This is a genomic window from Rhizobium sp. O111 (assembly GCF_055616315.1).
In genome coordinates this window covers 2,775,075-2,793,490 of record NZ_JBSHXL010000001.1, presented here as the reverse complement: position 1 = coordinate 2,793,490, position 18,416 = coordinate 2,775,075, and the positions used below count along the sequence as shown (strand labels likewise).

Below are 18,416 nucleotides of genomic sequence, written 5' to 3'. Positions count from 1 at the left end.
CACCGTGCAACACGGTCGATGGCTCTTGTTATCCTAATGGCCTTCATGTATAGGCACCGCATCCTAATGGGAAGCCGTAGCCAGTAGCGACTGCGGCTTCATTTATTCAATCGGTCCTCTTGTCGCAACGTGGTGCGTCAAATGGACGTGACATCGCAGGAAGATTGTTATGAAGGCTGAAATCCATCCCGACTACCACACCATCAAGGTAGTCATGACCGACGGCACCGAATACGAAACCCGCTCGACCTGGGGTTCGGAAGGCGCCGTGATGAACCTCGAAATCGATTCCAAGTCGCACCCGGCCTGGACGGGCGGCAACCAGCAGCTCATGGACCGCGGTGGCCGCGTTTCCAAGTTCAACAAGCGTTTCGGCGGCCTCGGCCTCTAATCGTTGCTGTTGCACTGATTTCGAAGGAGCCCTGCGAAAGCGGGGCTTTTTTGCGTTTGGGCCATGCTTGAGCTGAAAGCTTGTCATCGGCCGCGGTCCAGACAACAAAAAACCGGCCGCGCAGGGAACGCAGCCGGTTTATGCAGTCTACTTTGAATGGATCAGTTGTTGCCGAAGGCCGTCTGCAGCAGGCTGAGCTGGGCCTGTACGCTGTTCTGGTTGTCGGGAACGATCGCTGCTTCGTTCGGGCGATAGATTTCGCGGTCGAGCAGGGCCACACGGTTCTGCAGGCGCAGCGAGCGTTCGATCAGGTCGCGGAAGGCTTCCGGCAGGTCGCCCCAGCCCGGTGCGTTGCGGTCGACGTTGAAGCCGTCGAGGCGAACCTTGTTCTTTTCAGCCAGAACCTGATCGCGCGACATTTCGCCATTGTTGACGGCGCGCTGCAGGAGGAGCCAGGAGGCCATCTGCATCAGGCGGGTGGTGAGGCGCATGGATTCCGCTGCGTAGAGAACCGATGCCATGCGCGGCAGAACCTTGGATGCGGTGCGGCCATTGCCATCCAGATAGGCGGCGGTCTCTTCGACCAGCGACATGCCCTCGGAGTACAATGTCTTAAACTGCGACGATGCGGCAGCGCGTCCTGCAAAACTGATCGTGTTCAATCCAAGCTCTGACATTTAAAGGGTCCCTGTTGCACGCATCTACTTATTGATCAGGTAACGCAGGCCGGTCCCAAAAGGTTTCACCGGTCGGCCTTAATGACTTTAAAGATGGTAGTTTTAGCCTAATAGCGCAAGGCGTTTCTTAATAAAGGGTTAACTTCCACAGTTTCGTGGTTTTCGTCCCCAGCCAATGCGAAAAAGGAGAGCCGCAAAAGCGGCTCTCAAGGTAAAACAGGGAGAAAAATCAGACCAATTCACCGCATGGGAAACTGTCTGAGATCCAGAGCAAGTCCGGATGAGCACATCAATACATTAGAAAGCTTAACGCCTCATTAAGTGTGTGCCGAATTAACACTTGCGCGGCGGCTATAAATCAAATCCGGGGTTTTGCCGGCTCACGATTTGAAGAGGTTTTCTGCGGCCAATCTTCCCGATGCCTTGCGCGCCGCTTCCTGCTCGATGCGCGAAATCTCGGCCTTGAGCATGTCGATACGCGCGTTCAGCTCGTCCACCGACATCATCGAGAGGTCCATGCCGATCTCGTGATTCGGTTTCTTCTGCGGCCGGTCGTCATCCACGCTCATGTTCGGTCCTCCGTCCTCGTGTCGGCGGGCAAGCGCCCGGCCGTCTCCGCATTCCAAGTCTATCGGGTTGCCGGATCCATCGGCGGCTCCGGCGTTTTGTTCTGCCCGCGATCGGCAAGCGTCATGCCCTCGGGCGTCATCATCTGCGAGGTGGCCGTCGGAATGGTGGTGAAGGCGTCGCGGTCGCTTGCCGGGATGGCGGCGCGCGCGCGGCTGCGGATGATCGCGTAAGCGGTGATCAGCACATGGGCGAGTGCGGTCACCAGGAACAGCGCGTGCGGGCTTGCCATCGACATGACCGGGCCGCCGATCGTCGGGCCGATGATGGTGCCGATACCGTAAAGCAGCAGCAGGCCGCCGGAGACCTTCACGAAGTCTTCCGAGGAGGCGTAGTCGTTGGCGTGGGCGACGGCGATCGGATAGAGCGTGTTGGCGACCGCGCCATAGAGCACCACGAGCGTGATGATGAAGGCGGGCGAAGAGGGGTGGAGGACGACGAGCATCAGACCGGCAAGGGCCGCGATCGCCGACATGGCGGCCAGCACGTAGCGGCGGTCGATGCGGTCGGACAAGCGGCCGGCCGGGAGCTGCATGACGGCGCCGGCAAAGATGGTCGAGCTCATCATGATGGCGATCGAGGTATCCGAGAGACCGGCGCCGGCGCCGAAGACGGCGCCAAGCGTGCCATAGGCGCCATTGGCGATGCCGACCAGGAGAATGCCGAGGCAGGAGACCGGCGAATTGCGATAGAGCGCCTTGAGATCGAGCTTCACGGCCTTCAGCGGCTGCGGAGAGGCGGCGGTCGACAGCAGCGTCGGCAGCATGGCGATGCAATAGAAGATGCCGCAGATCATGAAGAGGATGGGTGTGCGGACGTCCTCGAGCGGGATCATCATCTGGCCGGCAACGACGCCGATCAGGGTGATGGCGATATAGAGCGAGAAGATCGCGCCGCGGCTTTCATTGGTGGCGCGCTCGTTCAGCCAGCTCTCGATAATCATCGAGGTGCCGGCCGTCGCAAAGCCGGTGACGGCGCGCAGCAGCACCCACCAGACCGGATGAACGGCGATGCCGCTTACCAGCGCGATGATGGCGATGATCGAGATGAAGCCGGAGAAGGCGCGCACATGGCCGACGCGGCTGACCATCTTCGGCGCAACCAGGCAGCCGATGACGAAGCCGGCGGCCCAGGATGTGCCGAGCAGGCCGAGCGTGGTGGTCGCATAACCTTCGAGATTGCCGCGGACGGGGAGGAGGATGCCCTGCAGGCCATTGCCCATGAACAGAAAGAGCGTGCCGAACAGAAGTGCGGCGACGGATAGAAGATTTCGTTTCATTGGCCCCCCATGCAACTCAGCTTACATGCACAAAGACATATGGCAGCACACGATGCTGCCCAGTCTTTGCAATGTTGATTGTCTCCCCGAATGCCTTTACGGCATGTTTAGAAGCAGTGGTTGCGCGAAATAATGTCCGTCCTGTGACATCAAGAACATATGGAAAAATAAAGACATGACGAAGCTGATCGCGCTTCTCCTGATGCTTGCGATGGTGGTGCACCTGATCAAGCCGCTCGGTCTGCCGGGCCTCAGAAAGCGTGCGGATTTCTGGAAGATCGCGCTATTTGCCTTCGCGATATGGGCGGTTGCACTGCTTGGGCGGGATCTGTTTGTTTAAGCGCAATTGGTTGTAGAGACGCCGGTCGCGGGAAGAGGGTGACCCTCAGATGGTGTCAGGCTGCTGTTTCGGCTATTGTGATGGTTGCTTGGACGCTTCTTGGGGGGAGAGGACATGCTTGCCCTGCATCACGTGTCGATCATCACTGATGACCTGGATAAATCTCTTCCGTTTTACCGCGATGTCTTTGGCCTTTCCGAAATCCCTCGGCCGGACTTTCCAGTGGGCGGGGCGTGGCTCGCCTGCGGCAGTCTGCAGGTCCATCTCGTCGTGCATCCCGAGGGCACCTTCCGGCAACGGCCGGTCATCGACCGCAACGACTGGCACTTCGCGTTTCGGACCGATGACTTCGAGGGCGTTCTCGAACGCCTCGCCGCGCTCGGCTTCAGCGGGGATTTGCCCGAAGGCGATCCCAAGCACATGCTGGTTTTCCGCACCGGTCTGGCCGGGTTCCCGCAGCTTTATCTTCGTGACCCTGATCTCAATATCGTTGAGATCAACGGAGCGCCCTGAGGGGCCGTCCGCAGCCTCGTGGATATCTTATGCCGACCACGGATCATCCGGCAGTGGCGTTTCCTGCTGGATGCTCTGGAGGATAGCGATCAGGCGCGGCGCCATTTCGCGGATTTCCTTGAGGTGGATGGTCGTCAGCTGTTTCAGGACGGCCTCGGCCTGGTCCGTCAGGATGAGCGTCTGGCGGCGGCGGTCGTTGGGGTCGGGGCGGCGGCTGACGTAGCCGGCTGCCTCGAGACGGCCCACCAATTCGGTCGCGGTATGCGGCGCAATGATCAGCCGTTCGGCGAGCAGGCCGACGGTCATCGGATCGGGGGCGCGGTGCCCCTTGATGGCGAGCAGCGCCTGGTGCTGCTGCGCGGGCAGGCCGGCTTCAAGCGCGGCTGACGCGCTGAAATCCATGAAACGACGCAGCGTATGGCGAAGGTTCGCGAGCGCTTCGTAATCCTCGTCCGACAGATCGTCCCGCATCGCCACATCCTTCCGTCAACGCCCATGAAAGTCACGGCGATCTCTAGCCGTTATCGCCGCCATCCGCAAAGCCCGCGGTGCAAGAGGCAGATCTCTTGATTTATATCGTAATACGATATATTTGAGCGCGCAGATAAACACCAGACAGGATCGACCATGCCCCCAAAATCTCTTCCTCCCGATACATCCCCCAATGCCGCTTCCCTGCTGCCGCGCCGCGCGGCGGGCGATTTCACCACCGATAGGCGCGTTCTGGCGCTGATCGCGATGGCCGTCGTCGTCGGCACCGGCGGCGCGTTTGCGGCGTGGCTGCTGGTCAGCCTGATCTCGCTCGTCTCGAATGTCGTCTGGTTCGGAAAGTTCAGCCTCGTTGCCGAAAGCCTGGCGCATGCGCATCCGTCGCTATGGATGCTTGTCGTGCCTGTCATCGGCGGACTGATCATCGGGTTGATGGCGCGCTTCGGCTCGGAGAAGATCAGGGGACACGGCATCCCTGAGGCCATCGAGGCCATCCTGATAGGCGGCAGCCGGATGTCGCCGAAGGTGGCTGTGCTCAAGCCGCTGTCGTCGGCGATCTCGATCGGCACCGGTGGGCCGTTCGGGGCTGAAGGGCCGATCATCATGACCGGTGGCGCGATCGGTTCGCTCTTCGCGCAGTGCTTCGAGATGAGCTCGGCGGAGCGCAAGTCTCTGCTGGTCGCGGGCGCTGCCGCCGGGATGACGGCGATCTTCGGCACGCCGATTGCCGCACTTCTCCTGGCGGTCGAATTGCTGCTGTTCGAATGGAAACCGAGGAGCTTTATTCCGGTTGCCGTGGCTGCCTGCGTGTCGGCTTGCTGGAGGCCGTTTCTGTTCGGCGCCGGTCCGCTGTTCCCCGCGCATTTCGACATGAGCCTGCCTTGGTGGGGGATCGCGCTGTGCGCCGGGCTCGGCATTCTCACAGGCTTCGCGTCCGGTCTTCTGACCGTGCTTCTTTACAAGGTCGAGGACCTGTTCGAGGCCTTGCCTGTTCACTGGATGTGGTGCCCGGCGATCGGTGGTCTGTTTATCGGGCTCGGTGGGCTGATCGAGCCGCGCGCGCTCGGCGTCGGCTACGATATCATCGAGGATCTGCTGCACAGTAACGTGCTTCCGGCCGCCGTCCTCACCATCCTTACCGTGAAGGTGGCGATCTGGCTGATCGCGCTTTCCTCCGGAACGTCGGGTGGCGTCCTGGCGCCGCTGCTTATCTTCGGTGGGGCGATCGGCTGGCTGGCCGGGCTGTTTCTGCCTGGCGACCAGGGCTTTTGGGCGCTGATCGGCATGGCCGCGATGATGGGCGGCACGATGCGCGCGCCGTTGACCGGTACCTTCTTCGCGGTGGAGCTGACGGGAGACCTGTCGGCGCTTCTGCCGCTGCTCGCCGCCACGGTGTCCGCTTATGCGGTGACGGTGCTCGTGCTTCGGCGCTCGATCCTCACCGAAAAGATCGCCCGGCGCGGCCAGCACATCACGCGCGAATACGGTATCGACCCGTTCGAGCTGACACGCGCCCGCGACATCATGATCGTCGATGTCGACGTGCTCTCTGCCCGGCAGACGGTGGGGGAGGTGAAGACCTTCTTCGAGACGGCCGAGAAGACGCATCGCGTCTATCCCGTCGTCGATGACCAGCGCGTGTTGCTTGGCCTGGTCTCCCGCGCCGATGTGCTGCGGTGGCATCAGGAGGGCGTGGCAGATGATGTCAGCATTGTCGACGCGACGTCGAACGCTGAGATCGCCTATGCGCTTGCGGATGACACGGTCGGGCATGTCACCGATATCATGCTGAATTCGGGAGAAGGACGCATCCCCGTGATCGATCCGCAAACGAAGCGGCTGGTCGGGCTGATCGCGCGCAAGGATCTGCTGCATCTGCGGCATTCCTTCAAGACAAGCGAGACGGAACGCCGGCCTTATCTGTTTTCGAGCGCTGCTTAGGCCGATGCCGAACAAGTCGCCCACCGCGTGTCTCGTGGCGGGCGCTTTCATTTTGTCACTTCTCGACACCCTCGACAGCCGGCACCTTCCGCTCCCTGATGTGGCGGAGTGAGACGCCTGAGGGGATGGTGCCCATGGAGCGGCGTTTCGGCACGCCGAGGCGCTGGGCGAGATAGATGCTCGAATGGCCGCTGCAGAGATAGGCGAGGAAGCAGGCGACGGCGAGGTAGACGGCGTGAGTGGCGCCGAAGAGCTCGATGCCCATGATCATGCATGCGAGCGGCGTGTTGGTGGCGCCGGCGAAGATCGCCACGAAGCCGAGCCCGGCGAAGAGATCGGACGGCGCGCCGAGGAGGCCTGCCAGCGCATTGCCGAGTGCGGCGCCGATGAAGAAGAGCGGCGTGACCTCGCCGCCCTTGAAGCCGGCGCTGAGCGTGACGATGGTAAAGATCGCCTTCCACAGCCAGCTCCAGTAATCGACGGCGCCGGGTGCGAAGAAGCCCGCGATCGTCGGGTCAGCGGCGTCGGGCGACCAGACGCCGAGGCCGAGATAGGCGCGGGTGCCGAGCAGATGGACTAGGCCGATGACGATCAGCCCGGCCAGAACGGGGCGCAGCGGCGCGTAGGGCAGGAGCTTCTTGAACAGGGCTGAAGCCGTGTGGGAGAGTTCGGCAAAGGATTTCGCCGCAAGCCCGAAGACGACGCCGGCGATGGCGACTTTCGACAGCAGCAACGCATCGAGATGGAAGACATTGGCGGGCGCGTCGGCGAGATAAGCGATGTGGTAGTGCGTGTGCTCGATGCCCCAGGCGTGGCAGGCCCAGTCACCGGTGACTGCGGCCATCAGGCAGGGGATCAGGGCTTCATATTGCATGCGGCCGATGGTCAGCACTTCGAGCGCGAAGATGGCGCCAGCGATCGGCGTGCCGAACACCGCGCCGAAGCCGGCCGCGACGCCGCCCATGAGGAGGATTTTCACGTCGGCGGGCGACAGGCGGAAGAGTTTCGCCACGGCGCTGGCGATGCTGCCGCCGAGCTGCACCGCCGTGCCCTCGCGGCCGGCCGAGCCGCCGAAGAGATGGGTGGCGATGGTGGAGACGAGGATGAGCGGTGCCATGCGCAGGGGAACGCCGGCGCCGGGTTCGTGGATCTGCTCGACGATGAGGTTGTTGCCGCCCTCGGCCGATTTTCCGAATGTCTGGTAGACCAGCACCATGAGGAAGCCGGCGGCAGGCAGGCCGTAGAGCAGCCAGGGATGGTCAAAGCGGCTCCTGGTCGCAAGATCGAGCGCCCAGAGGAAGAATGCGCAGAGCGAGCCGACGACAACTGCCATCGGAACGATGACCGCGATCCACTTGCCGATGTCGCGAAGCTGGCGCAGGCGAATGCCGAAAACGTCGGAGAAGGCGATCATAGTGCTGCCCCTTGATGATGGGCGGTATCGCCGGCGATGTGTGATGAAAAGAAGACTTCGAACATGACTCTACCCTTTCGCGCGATGGCAAATGAAGTAGGAGTCATCGGCTTCGTCGGGGAAGCGGTTCAGCCTTTTCTGGCCTCGGCAGAATCCATTGCCGATGCCCAGTTTGATATCGCTTGCGCCGGATTGCTGTCAAGCGCGCGGGGGCGGGGATCCGTCGTGTTCAAGCGACATGATCAGCAGTCGATCACGCCGCGCATGACCTCGACGCAGGCGCCCGAGATCGCAACGTCGGTGACCACGCCGCCGGTCTTCGTCACCTCGATGCCGATGAGGCTGCGGCGGCCCATTTCGACGCCCTGCTCTATGGTCAGCGATGCCGTCATATTCGGTTCTGGCTCGAGCGAGACGAGGTAGGCGCCGAGTGCGGCCGAGGCGCTGCCGGTGGCGGGGTCTTCCGGGACGTTGTCGAGCGGGGCGAACATGCGGGCGCGGATGTGCCAGGGCTTGTCGGCCGAACGGACATAGACGAAGAGCGAGAAGTCGTGGTTTCCCTCAAGCGTCGGGCCGGCGGCATCCTGGAAGTAAGCGAGGTTGGGGCGGGCGCGGGCGAGCGTGTCGAGATCGGCGAGTTCGGCGACGACGAAGCTCAGGCCGACGGACGCAGTCAGCGGCTGGTGGATGCGGGTGCTGACTTTCGTGCTGTCGATCGCGATGCAGTGGGCGATGGTGTCTGCAGGGACAGTGTTGCCAGTCGACAGCGGCTTCGGCGCGCGGATCGCGGTCGAGGTCACGCGGCCTCGTTCGCGGCGCACGTCGACGGTCACCACGCCGGCCTTTTCCTCGAAGCGCATGACGTCGCCGACCGGTTGGCCGAAAATGTCGTCGAGATTACCGAGCACATAGGCGGTGCCGACATTGGGGTGTCCGGCGAAGGGCACTTCCGTCGTCGGCGTGAAGATGCGCACGCGGGCGGTGTTCTCTGGGTTTTCGGGCGGCAGCACGAAGGTCACTTCCGAATAGCCGAACTCGGCGGCGATCTTCTGCATTTGATCATCGGAGAGGCCGCGGGCATCCGTCATCACAGCCAGCGGATTGCCTTCGAAGCGGGTGGAAGTGAAGACATCGACGGTGGTGAAGGAAACGGCGGTCATTGCGTGCTCCGATGGTTCAGGAGCGCAATCAGTAGCTATCGCCGCCAGCTGGCAGAAGAGCAATTCTTGTCGCCGTGACAATCGATCGATGACAATCAACGGCAACAAAAAACCGGCCGCCAGAGGCAGCCGGTTTGTAGAGGTAGGCGGCCGGATCAGGCCTTGTTGACGCTGGCCGCGTAAATCTCGTTGATTGTTTCGGCAAGGCTCGCGTCGAACTCCGCATCGCTCATCGAAACGCGCAGGTTTTCCGTCAGCGCGCGCGAGAAGCTGGCGATCATGCCGTGGTTGTGGCTGAGCTTTTCGCAGGCGTCGGTGCGGCTGTAGCCGCCGGAGAGTGCTACGACGCGCACGACCTGCTTGTGGGCGACCAGAGGTGCGTAGAAATCGGCGACCGTCGGGATCGTCAGCTTCAGCACCACCTTTTCACTCGCAGGCAGCAGGTCGAGCTGCTTGGCGATCTCGTCGCGAAGGATGGCCTCGGCCTCCTGCTTCGTCGGGCTCTTGATGGAAACTTCAGGCTCGACGATCGGAACGAGGCCGCTGCCGATGATCTGGCGTGCCACTTCGAACTGCTGCTTGACGACAGCCGCAATGCCGGTCCTGTCGGCGCTTGCGATCACGGAGCGCATCTTGGTGCCGAAAATTCCCTTGTCGCGGCCGCGCGCGAGGAGCGTCTCCAGTTCGGGCATCGGCTTCATGACCTGGACACCGTTCTCTTCAGCCGCCAGGCCCTTGTCGATCTTGAGCAGGGGCACGACGCCGCGCTTCTCCCAGAGATAGGAAGGAACCGGCTGGCCATCGACGTCGCCGTCCATGGTCCGCTCGAAGAGGATCGCGGCGATGATCTTGTCGCCGGTGAAGGCGGGGGCGCTCATGATGCGAACGCGCATGGCGTGCATCAGGCGGAACATCTCCTCGTCGCCCTGGTAATCGCTGTCGGCAATGCCGTAGAGGCGCAACGCTGCGGGTGTCGAACCACCGCTCTGGTCCAGCGCTGCAATGAATCCCGGCGCCGAGCTGATCTTGTCCAACATCTTCGCGTCCACCATACTTCACTCCTTCCGTAAAACCGGCGCGTCGCGTCCGGATTTTGCTCTATGTCAAAGCCGATAGGCACTCGAATCTGCGATATCAGAAGAATTTTAAAAGGAAAATCCTGGTGTAAGCTATTGAAACGATTGAAATCATTTCAAACGTTTGAAAGTTAAGTGTTATTTTAGCGTCAACGAAAAGACCGCGAAGGCGCTGGCTCCCGCGGTCTTGGATTAGATGACCGAAACAGGCCGATAGCCCGGTTTGATTTACTTGGCCTTGGTCAGGACCTCGACGCCGGGCAGGACCTTGCCTTCCATCCATTCCAGGAACGCGCCGCCCGCGGTCGAGACGTAGGTGAAGTCATCGGCAACGCCGGCGTGGTTCAGCGCCGAGACGGTATCGCCGCCACCGGCGACCGAGGTGAGCTTGCCGGCCTTGGTGCGCTCTGCCGCATATTGCGCGGCGGCAACGGTTGCCTTGTCGAAGGGCTCGATCTCGAAGGCGCCGAGCGGGCCGTTCCAGACCAGCGTGTTGGCGCGCTCGATCCAGGCCTTGACGGCTTCGACCGACTTCGGGCCGACGTCGAGCATCATGGCATCATCGGGGATAGCGTCGATGGCGACGATCTCGTTGGCGGCACCGGCCTTGAACTCGCGGGCGACGACGCCGTCCTCGGGCAGAACGATCGCGCAGCCAGCGGTGGCCGCTTCGATCATGATCTGGCGGGCGGTGTCGGCGAGGTCATGCTCGCAGAGCGACTTGCCGACGCTGGTGCCGCGCGCGGCGATAAAGGTGTTGGCCATGCCGCCGCCAATGACGAGGGCGTCGACCTTCTTCACGAGGTTCATGAGGAGATCGATCTTGGTCGAGACCTTGGCGCCGCCGACGATGGCAACGACGGGACGGACCGGTTGGCCGAGGCCCTTTTCCAGCGCTTCCAGTTCAGCCTGCATGGTGCGGCCGGCGTAGGCGGGGAGATGACGGGCGAGGCCTTCGGTCGAGGCATGGGCGCGGTGCGCGGCCGAGAAGGCGTCGTTGACGTAGATGTCGCCGTTGGCGACCAGCGCCTTGACGAAATCGGGGTCGTTCTTTTCCTCGCCCTTGTGGAAGCGGGTGTTTTCAAGAAGCAGGATGTCGCCATCCTTCATGGCGGCCACGGCGCCGGCGGCTGCTTCGCCGATGACGTCGGTTGCCGTCTGCACGGGGTGATCGAGCACGGCTTCAACCGAGGGGGCGATCAGGGTCAGCGACAGGTCCGGCGAGGGGCCATCCTTGGGGCGGCCGAAGTGCGCGAGCAGGATAACCTTGGCGCCCTTCTCGGACAGTTCCTTGATGGTCGGGGCGACGCGCTCGATGCGGGTCACGTCCGTGACCTTGCCGTCCTTTACCGGGACGTTGAGGTCGACGCGGACGAGAACGCGCTTTCCGGCAATGTCGTTAAGATCGTCGAGTGTCTTGAAGGAAGGCATTGGGAAATCCGTTCGTTTATTGCCTGAAAAGATGCGGGGACCATAGCAAGGATCATCGCGGACGCAAGGCGTTCAGCGCGGGTTTTCGTCGGCTTTTCCACCCGCCGCGGCGGCCGCCGCCTCCTTGTTCTTGCGGCTTTTGAAGCGGTCATGCACGCGGTCGATGATATCGCGCAGATTGATGAAGATCGGCAGCGTCACGGCCGGCTCGACGGCCTCCAGAGACATGCCGATCGCGCTGATATGATCGTGGTCGTCGAGGTCGCGGACGATGAGGATGATGGAGCCCAGGCGCACGCGGTCGGCATATTCCGCCTTGCCGCCGAGACGCTGCTTCATCAGCTCCGCGATGGTCAGGCCCTTCTCGTTTTCGTTCAGAAGGCCGGGGCCGTAGGCGGCGTCGAGATCGGTCGCCGGGCGGCTGGGGGAGAGGGCGAAGGCGCCGAAGAAATCAGTGTCGTCTTCCTCCACCGGCACGCGGCTTGCGAAGAGCTTGTCGAGCAGGCGCGAGTAGGAGGGGACGATGAAGAGATAGACGAGATCGTTCTCGCGCAGGCGGCCGGCATATTGATAGCGCATCGATTTGCCGTCGCGGATGACGAGCGAGGGCGTGGCCCAGCGCGGAATGCGCTCGCCGCGCAGCACCGGGCTGTCCTTGACGACGCGGTAGGAGAGGAGCTCGTGGTTGGCCGCGCCCGGCAGGTCGACCTCCACCTTGTCGACGGCGCCGATGCGCGGTGGGATGATCAGGCCGAGCTTCTTGGCGACCGGCTTGATGGTCCAGCCCTGCACGAGCAGCGAGACGAGCACGATAATGAAGGCGGTGTTGAAGTAGACCTGACCGTTTTCCAGCCCGCCGAGGATCGGCATGATGGCAAGCAGGATGGAGACGGCGCCGCGCAGGCCGACCCAGGCGACGAAGCCGATCTCCTGCTGCGTGTAGTCGAAGGGCAGCAGCGACAGCCAGATCGCCAGCGGGCGGGCGATGAAGATCAGGAAGAGCGCGAGCAGGACCGCCGGGATGGCGATCGCGCCGAACTGCGACGGCGTCGCGAGCAGGCCGAGCACCAGGAACATGATGATCTGCGCCAGCCAGGTCATGCCGTCCTGGAAGCGCTTGATCGAGGCATAGCCGGGCAGCTTGCGGTTTCCGGCATAGATGCCGGCGACGTAGACCGCCAGGAAGCCGCTGCCGCCGACGGCGCCGGTGAATGAGAAGACCAGGAGCGCCAGCGCCAGAACGAAGATCGGTGTCAGGCCGCGATCGGTCTCCAGCCTACCGACGATCAGCACGATCATCATGCCGCCGAGCAGGCCTAAAATGACGCCGAGGCCCATCTGCTGCACGAACATGGCGAGCATGCCGATGTTGATGCCGTGATAGCGCTCGCCCGATGCCAGGACTTCGACGAGTGCGATGGTGAGAAAGATCGCCATCGGGTCGTTGGTGCCGGATTCGACTTCGAGCGTCGAGCGCACCTTGTCGCGAATGTTGATGCCGCCGATGCGCAGCAGGAAGAAGACGGCGGCCGCGTCGGTGGAGGCGACGATGGAGCCGAGCAGCATGCCCTCAAGCCAGGTGAAGTTCAAAAGCCACATGGCGGCGACGGCAAACAGGGACGCCGTCATCAGGACGCCGACCGATGCCAGCGTTATCGAGGGGACGGCCGCGAGTTTGAAGGCCTGCACCGGCGTGCCGAAACCGGAATCGAACAGGATGATGGCAAGCGCGATCGAGCCGAGGATATAGGCGAGGTAATTGTTGGTGAATTCGATACCGAGGCCGTCGCTGCCGGCAAGTAGGCCGATGCCGAGAAACAAGAGCAGGAGGGGTGCGCCAAAGCGGAAGGCAAGCAGGCTGGAGAAGGCCGCAAGAAGCACGAGCGCCGTCGATACCAGTACGACGATGTAGAATGCTTCCATGCCCGAACCCCTTTATGCAAATATCAATCGCCGCAGTGTCGCCCCCCGTCGCATGCGGCTGTCTAAAACTATGGTATCGCGTCTCCAGTTCCGGTCCGATGCCTGCCAGTAAACGGCAAAATCCAAACGAAGGGTAGACCTAAAGGGCTATCCTTGCGCTTTGCTGCATCATGCTGCTGAGCGATCCGCCTAACGGCAAATCAAATGAACGGTTGGAGAGTGATCCTGAGTAAAGTGTAGGATCAAATCAGGCGAGAGCAGGGCAGAAATCGCTGCCCTGTCCTTTTCTTGGACAATCGTCGTGTATTTCTTTTTGGCCTTACGCTTCTTCGTCGCTGTCGTCTCCATCCGCGTCCGAAATCGGGATGAGGAAGACGACGAATTCGTCGTCGATTGTGCGCGAGGGGTCGTCGTCGAACTCGTAGGCATGCTCGACTTCGCTCGCCTCATCAGGCGTCGCCTTGCGCAGGGTGAGCGGCGCCTTGCCATCCCATACCGGCTTGCCTTCGGTCTCGAGCACCGTCAGATCCTCGCGGAAATCCTCGGCCTCGATGAAGTGCTTGGCGTCTTCGGCGTTTTCCGAGCGGAAGCTCGCGATGGCTTTGCCAGATATCTCGATGGTGAAGTAGTCCATTGAATTCTCTTTCGTTTCGCTGATGTCTAACATTATGGTGTTCGTTCGCGCCACGCCAGCCCCGCAGCCGTCGTGCGTGCAATTATCGCGGTCCCATCAGCCGCGAGGAGGAGGCGAGCAGCGGTTGGCCCTTGGCAAGCTGCTTGGAGCCGCCGCCGACTACGGTCAGGCTGAGCACACCGGCGATCATGACAAGTAGGATTGCCAACATCAGGATTTTCATGGGTGGTTCGCTCGTTGTCGGTTCGGCGTCTCGTTGCGCGACCGCGTTGCAGCTTCGATCGAATTTACCGCATCCTGCCGGATGACGGCAAGCGCGTTTGGCCGTCGCGGCGCATCTTGGCAAACGAAAAGCGGCCCGGTTTCCCGAGCCGCTTTCAGAAATCGTTATCGCGGACCTTAGATGGTCTTGGCGAAGGCGACTGCCGTGTCCGACATGCGGCTGGAGAAGCCCCACTCGTTGTCGTACCAGGACAGAACGCGCACGAAGTTGCCTTCCATGACCTTGGTCTGGTCGGAGGCGAAGATCGAAGAGTGGCTGTCGTGGTTGAAGTCGCGCGAAACCAGCGGCTCGTCGGTGTAGCCGAGGATGCCCTTCAGCTTGCCGTTCGAAGCAGCCTTGATGGCTTCGTTGATTTCGGCAACCGAGGTGGCCTTCTTGGCAACGAACTTGAAGTCGACGACCGAAACGTTCGGGGTCGGAACGCGGATCGAGGTGCCGTCGAGCTTGCCCTTGAGGTGCGGCATGACGAGGCCAACGGCCTTTGCTGCACCCGTCGAGGTCGGGATCATGGACAGAGCTGCGGCGCGGGCGCGGTACAGGTCCTTGTGCATGGTGTCGAGCGTCGGCTGGTCACCCGTGTAGGAGTGGATCGTGGTCATGAAGCCATGATCGATGCCGACGAGATCGTCGAGAACCTTGACGACCGGCACGAGGCAGTTCGTCGTGCAGGAAGCGTTGGAGATGACCAGGTGTTCCTTGGTCAGCTGGTCGTGGTTGACGCCGAAGACGACGGTCAGGTCGGCACCGTCGGCAGGAGCCGAAACGATGACGCGCTTGGCGCCAGCCGTCAGGTGAGCGGCAGCCTTGTCGCGCGAGGTGAAGATACCCGTGCATTCCATGGCGATGTCGATGCCGAGTTCGGCGTGCGGCAGCTGTGCCGGGTCGCGAACAGCGGTGACCTTGATCGGCTTGCCGCCGCCGACGGTGATCGTGTCACCTTCGACCTTCACTTCGGCCGGGAACTTGCCGTGGATCGAGTCGTAACGCAGCAGGTGCGCGTTGGTCTCGACCGGGCCGAGGTCGTTGATGGCAACGACTTCGATGTCCGTGCGGCCGGATTCAACGATGGCGCGGAGAACATTGCGGCCGATACGACCGAAGCCGTTAATGGCAACCTTTACAGTCATGTGTGTCTCTCCCGAGAGTAGGGCTTGGTTTATAAGCAAAGAGGAGCGCCCTGAGGCGCTCCTTGTATCAGATCAAAGCTTGGCTTCAACTGCGGCGACGACGGCTTCCGTCGTGATGCCGAACTTCTTGAAGACATCCTTGGCAGGACCCGAAGCACCGAAGCCCTTCATGCCGATGAAGGTGCCTTCCGGTCCGATGAACGCATCCCAGCCTTCGCGAACGGCGGCTTCGACGGCGATCTTGATCGGCGACTTGCCGAGGATCTCGGCGCGGTAGGCATCCGGCTGCTCGAAGAACAGTTCGGTCGAGGGGACCGAGACGACGCGGACGGTAACGCCCTTTTCTTCAAGCGTCTGGCGGGCGGCGACGGCCAGCTCGACTTCGGAGCCCGAAGCGAAGATCGTCACCTTGGCGTCGGCATTGCCTGCCAGCGTGTAGGCGCCGAGTTCGCAGAGGTTCTTCTCGCTGTACTCGGTACGAACCGTGGTGAGGTTCTGGCGGGTGAGCGCCAGGCCCGACGGACGGTCCTTGGTGTTCAGCGCGATCTGCCAGCACTCGGCGGTTTCGACGGCGTCGGCCGGGCGGAACATCATCAGGTTCGGGATGGCGCGCAGCGAGGCCATCTGCTCGACCGGCTGGTGGGTCGGGCCGTCTTCGCCAACGCCGATCGAATCGTGCGTCAGAACGTGGACGACGCGGATGCCCATCAGCGAAGCGAGGCGGATCGGAGGACGGCAATAATCCGAGAAGATCATGAAGCCGCCGCCGTAGGGGATCAGACCGCCGTGCAGCGCGATACCGTTCATGGCCGACGCCATGCCGTGCTCGCGGATACCCCAGTGCATGTAACGACCGGCGAAGTCCGTCGGCGTGATCGAATGCATCTGGCTGGTCTTGGTGTTGTTCGACGGCGTCAGGTCGGCGGAGCCGCCGATCGTCTCGGGCAGGAAGCCGTTGATGACTTCAAGCGCGTCTTCGGAAGCCTTACGCGTAGCAACGGTCGGCTTGGTCTCGGCGAGCTTCTTCTTGTAGTCGCTGATGGCGGCGTCGAAGCCCTGGGGCAGGTCGCCCGCGAAGCGGCGGGTGAATTCGGCCTTGGTCGCTGCCTTTTCGAGGCGGCCTTCCCATGCCTTGACGGCGTCAGCCGAACGCGTGCCGGCGGCGCGCCAATCGGAGAGAACGTCGTTCGGGATGACGAAGGGTGCGTATTCCCAGTTCAGCGCCTTGCGGGTCGCTGCGATTTCCTCGGCGCCGAGCGGCGAACCGTGAACCTTGTGGCTGCCCTGCTTGTTCGGAGCGCCGAAGCCGATCACCGTCTTGCAAGCGATGAAGGTCGGCTTGTCGGACTTGTGGGCTTCTTCGATGGCAGCGGCAATCGCAGCCTGGTCGTGGCCGTCGACTTCGATCGTGTGCCAGTGAACGGCCTTGAAGCGCATGATCTGGTCGGTCGAATCCGACAGGGAGACAGCGCCGTCGATGGTGATCGAGTTGTTGTCCCAGAAGAGGATGAGCTTGTTGAGCTTCAGGTGGCCGGCGAGCGCGATGGCTTCATGGCTGATGCCTTCCATCAGGCAGCCGTCGCCGTTGATCACGTAGGTGTAGTGATCCTGCAGGTCGGCGCCGAATTCCTCGCGCAGCTTGCGTTCGGCGATCGCCATGCCGACGGCATTGGCAATGCCCTGGCCGAGCGGGCCGGTGGTGGTTTCGATGCCCGTTGCGTGGCCATATTCCGGGTGGCCGGCGGTCTTGGAGCCGAGCTGGCGGAACTGCTGGAGGTCGTCAACCGACATATCAGGGTAGCCGGTTAGATAGAGCAGCGAGTAGAGCAGCATCGAGCCGTGGCCGGCCGACAGCACGAAACGGTCGCGGTCTGGCCAATGCGGCTTCAACGGGTCGAACTTCAGATACTTCGAGAACAGGACGGTGGCGACATCGGCCATACCCATCGGCATGCCCGGATGGCCGGAATTCGCCTTCTCGACTGCATCCATTGAGAGGAAACGGATCGCGTTTGCCATCCGGTCGTGTTGTTCAGGAGAAATCATCGCTATTCCGCTTGTTCCGGGGTGTCGGGGGATGGCCTCAAGCCTGCGGAGACCATCAATGAGAGCGGGTGCACAAATAGCAGTTGGAGCAGGCAAGTCAATAAATCGAAGCCCTAATAGAGGGGTCGGAATGACGATTTTTGACATTTGACCAACGATTTTAACAAAAGTTGACAGGCGTGTGACAGAGGTGTCGGCAGAGGCGCCAACGGGGCCGCTGACGGAGCCACGGGCAGAGCCGCCGATTTCAGTCATCCACAACTAGCTCGCCTGCCGCCCTTAGGCCTTTATTGACGGGCAGTTGGCGAGCTGCATATCCTTTTGAAAACATCGCGTCGGGCCTCATTACCGATTCGCGGGTCTTGCGCGGGGAACCGGAAAGACATGACATCCACAGGCAACAGCATCGATGCAGCGCTCCTTGAGCTCCGGCAGTCGATTTCGGCGCTCGACAGCGCCGTCGACGCCCGGATCGAGCGGCAGCGCGAGACCGGCGAGATCGAGGGCGAGGTGCGCCGCGTGCATGCCGATCGCTCCAAGCTGGCGCAGGAGCTCGATCAGGCGGAATTCCGCGCGAACCGCCTGGAAGAGGTCAATCGCGAGGTGTCGCGTCGTCTGGTGACGGCGATGGAGACGATCCGCGCGGTTCTCGACCGCTAATAAAGGGCTTAGGATATGGCGCAGGTAACGGTAACGATCGACGGCAAGGCCTACCGCATGGCCTGCGAAGAGGGGCAGGAAGATCACCTGACCGATCTCGCCACCCGTTTCGACCGCTATGTCGGCCATCTCAAGAGCCAGTTCGGCGAAATCGGCGATCTCAGGATCACCGTCATGGCCGGCATCATGATCATGGACGAGATCTCGGAACTGACGCGGCGCGTCGCGACGCTCGAAACCGAGCTGGAAAGCCTGCGCAGCAACCGCGACACGGTGCAGGCGGCAACGACGCGCACCGAAGAGAGCATCGCGGCCGCCATCGTCGAGGTCAGCAGCCAGCTGCGCGGGATCACCGACAAGCTGAACGGCCGGGCGCCGGCTGCTCTGAACTGAAGCGCTTGAATT

At 62.1% G+C, this 18,416-nt stretch carries 19 protein-coding genes and 1 riboswitch; of the genes, 6 read left to right on the top strand and 13 right to left on the bottom strand.

Annotated elements, in window-relative coordinates; genetic code table 11:
* The first annotated feature begins 169 nt into the window (after positions 1-169).
* Positions 170-391, top strand: coding sequence for a 50S ribosomal protein L31 (rpmE, locus tag ACVTFQ_RS14100; RefSeq protein ID WP_037182697.1), 222 nt, complete (start codon positions 170-172; stop codon positions 389-391).
* A gap of 161 nt (positions 392-552) precedes the next feature.
* Here the strand turns inward: rpmE and rcdA are convergent, their stop codons facing one another.
* The 3 genes from rcdA to ACVTFQ_RS14085 form a co-directional block, all read right to left on the bottom strand.
* On the bottom strand, positions 553-1,068 hold the full coding sequence (gene rcdA / locus ACVTFQ_RS14095) for a protease adaptor protein RcdA (protein ID WP_026283232.1): 516 nt from the start codon (positions 1,066-1,068) through the stop codon (positions 553-555).
* 380 nt (positions 1,069-1,448) lie between these two features.
* On the bottom strand, positions 1,449-1,637 hold the full coding sequence (locus ACVTFQ_RS14090; protein WP_111563334.1) for a DUF1192 domain-containing protein: 189 nt from the start codon (positions 1,635-1,637) through the stop codon (positions 1,449-1,451).
* A 59-nt stretch (positions 1,638-1,696) separates the two neighbouring features.
* Complete coding sequence (locus tag ACVTFQ_RS14085; protein ID WP_111563333.1) at positions 1,697-2,974, bottom strand: MFS transporter; 1,278 nt, start codon at positions 2,972-2,974, stop codon at positions 1,697-1,699.
* 175 nt (positions 2,975-3,149) lie between these two features.
* Between ACVTFQ_RS14085 and ACVTFQ_RS14080 the strand changes: the two genes are divergently transcribed.
* Positions 3,150-3,314 (top strand): hypothetical protein, encoded by a 165-nt coding sequence (locus ACVTFQ_RS14080; RefSeq protein WP_018899677.1) that lies wholly within the window; start codon positions 3,150-3,152, stop codon positions 3,312-3,314.
* 114 nt (positions 3,315-3,428) lie between these two features.
* Complete coding sequence (locus ACVTFQ_RS14075) at positions 3,429-3,827, top strand: VOC family protein (RefSeq protein WP_111563332.1); 399 nt, start codon at positions 3,429-3,431, stop codon at positions 3,825-3,827.
* Between the two features lie 27 nt (positions 3,828-3,854).
* On the opposite strand, the gene ACVTFQ_RS14070 is transcribed toward ACVTFQ_RS14075, so the two are convergent.
* Positions 3,855-4,298 (bottom strand): MarR family winged helix-turn-helix transcriptional regulator, encoded by a 444-nt coding sequence (locus tag ACVTFQ_RS14070; RefSeq protein ID WP_111563331.1) that lies wholly within the window; start codon positions 4,296-4,298, stop codon positions 3,855-3,857.
* 156 nt (positions 4,299-4,454) lie between these two features.
* Here ACVTFQ_RS14070 and ACVTFQ_RS14065 point away from each other — a divergent pair, with 156 nt between their 5' ends.
* Positions 4,455-6,257, top strand: a complete 1,803-nt coding sequence (locus ACVTFQ_RS14065) for a chloride channel protein (protein ID WP_111563330.1) — start codon at positions 4,455-4,457, stop codon at positions 6,255-6,257.
* A 55-nt stretch (positions 6,258-6,312) separates the two neighbouring features.
* Here the strand turns inward: ACVTFQ_RS14065 and ACVTFQ_RS14060 are convergent, their stop codons facing one another.
* The 9 genes from ACVTFQ_RS14060 to tkt all read right to left on the bottom strand — a co-directional run bounded on the left by ACVTFQ_RS14060 (position 6,313) and on the right by tkt (position 17,351).
* Complete coding sequence (locus ACVTFQ_RS14060) at positions 6,313-7,671, bottom strand: voltage-gated chloride channel family protein (RefSeq protein WP_111563329.1); 1,359 nt, start codon at positions 7,669-7,671, stop codon at positions 6,313-6,315.
* 90 nt (positions 7,672-7,761) lie between these two features.
* A riboswitch (Fluoride riboswitch) is annotated at positions 7,762-7,842 on the bottom strand.
* A gap of 71 nt (positions 7,843-7,913) precedes the next feature.
* Positions 7,914-8,831 (bottom strand): PhzF family phenazine biosynthesis protein, encoded by a 918-nt coding sequence (locus tag ACVTFQ_RS14055; RefSeq protein WP_111563328.1) that lies wholly within the window; start codon positions 8,829-8,831, stop codon positions 7,914-7,916.
* 155 nt (positions 8,832-8,986) lie between these two features.
* Positions 8,987-9,883: a fructose bisphosphate aldolase gene (locus ACVTFQ_RS14050; protein WP_111563327.1), complete on the bottom strand. Its 897-nt coding sequence runs from the start codon at positions 9,881-9,883 to the stop codon at positions 8,987-8,989.
* Between the two features lie 252 nt (positions 9,884-10,135).
* Positions 10,136-11,338, bottom strand: coding sequence for a phosphoglycerate kinase (locus ACVTFQ_RS14045; protein WP_111563326.1), 1,203 nt, complete (start codon positions 11,336-11,338; stop codon positions 10,136-10,138).
* A 72-nt stretch (positions 11,339-11,410) separates the two neighbouring features.
* Positions 11,411-13,261: a potassium/proton antiporter gene (locus tag ACVTFQ_RS14040; RefSeq protein ID WP_111563325.1), complete on the bottom strand. Its 1,851-nt coding sequence runs from the start codon at positions 13,259-13,261 to the stop codon at positions 11,411-11,413.
* Positions 13,262-13,580: 319 nt separating this feature from the next.
* Entirely contained in the window at positions 13,581-13,895 is a 315-nt protein-coding gene (locus ACVTFQ_RS14035; protein WP_111563324.1) for a hypothetical protein, read from the bottom strand.
* 82 nt (positions 13,896-13,977) lie between these two features.
* Complete coding sequence (locus tag ACVTFQ_RS14030) at positions 13,978-14,106, bottom strand: hypothetical protein (protein WP_280637050.1); 129 nt, start codon at positions 14,104-14,106, stop codon at positions 13,978-13,980.
* A 188-nt stretch (positions 14,107-14,294) separates the two neighbouring features.
* Complete coding sequence (gene gap, locus ACVTFQ_RS14025) at positions 14,295-15,305, bottom strand: type I glyceraldehyde-3-phosphate dehydrogenase (protein WP_111563323.1); 1,011 nt, start codon at positions 15,303-15,305, stop codon at positions 14,295-14,297.
* 72 nt (positions 15,306-15,377) lie between these two features.
* Entirely contained in the window at positions 15,378-17,351 is a 1,974-nt protein-coding gene (gene tkt / locus ACVTFQ_RS14020) for a transketolase (protein WP_111563322.1), read from the bottom strand.
* 384 nt (positions 17,352-17,735) lie between these two features.
* On the opposite strand from tkt, the gene ACVTFQ_RS14015 reads away from it, so the two are divergent.
* Both ACVTFQ_RS14015 and ACVTFQ_RS14010 read left to right on the top strand, forming a co-directional pair.
* On the top strand, positions 17,736-18,011 hold the full coding sequence (locus ACVTFQ_RS14015; RefSeq protein WP_112435322.1) for a DUF4164 domain-containing protein: 276 nt from the start codon (positions 17,736-17,738) through the stop codon (positions 18,009-18,011).
* Positions 18,012-18,026: 15 nt separating this feature from the next.
* Positions 18,027-18,404: a cell division protein ZapA gene (locus tag ACVTFQ_RS14010; protein ID WP_111563321.1), complete on the top strand. Its 378-nt coding sequence runs from the start codon at positions 18,027-18,029 to the stop codon at positions 18,402-18,404.
* Positions 18,405-18,416 lie beyond the last annotated feature (12 nt).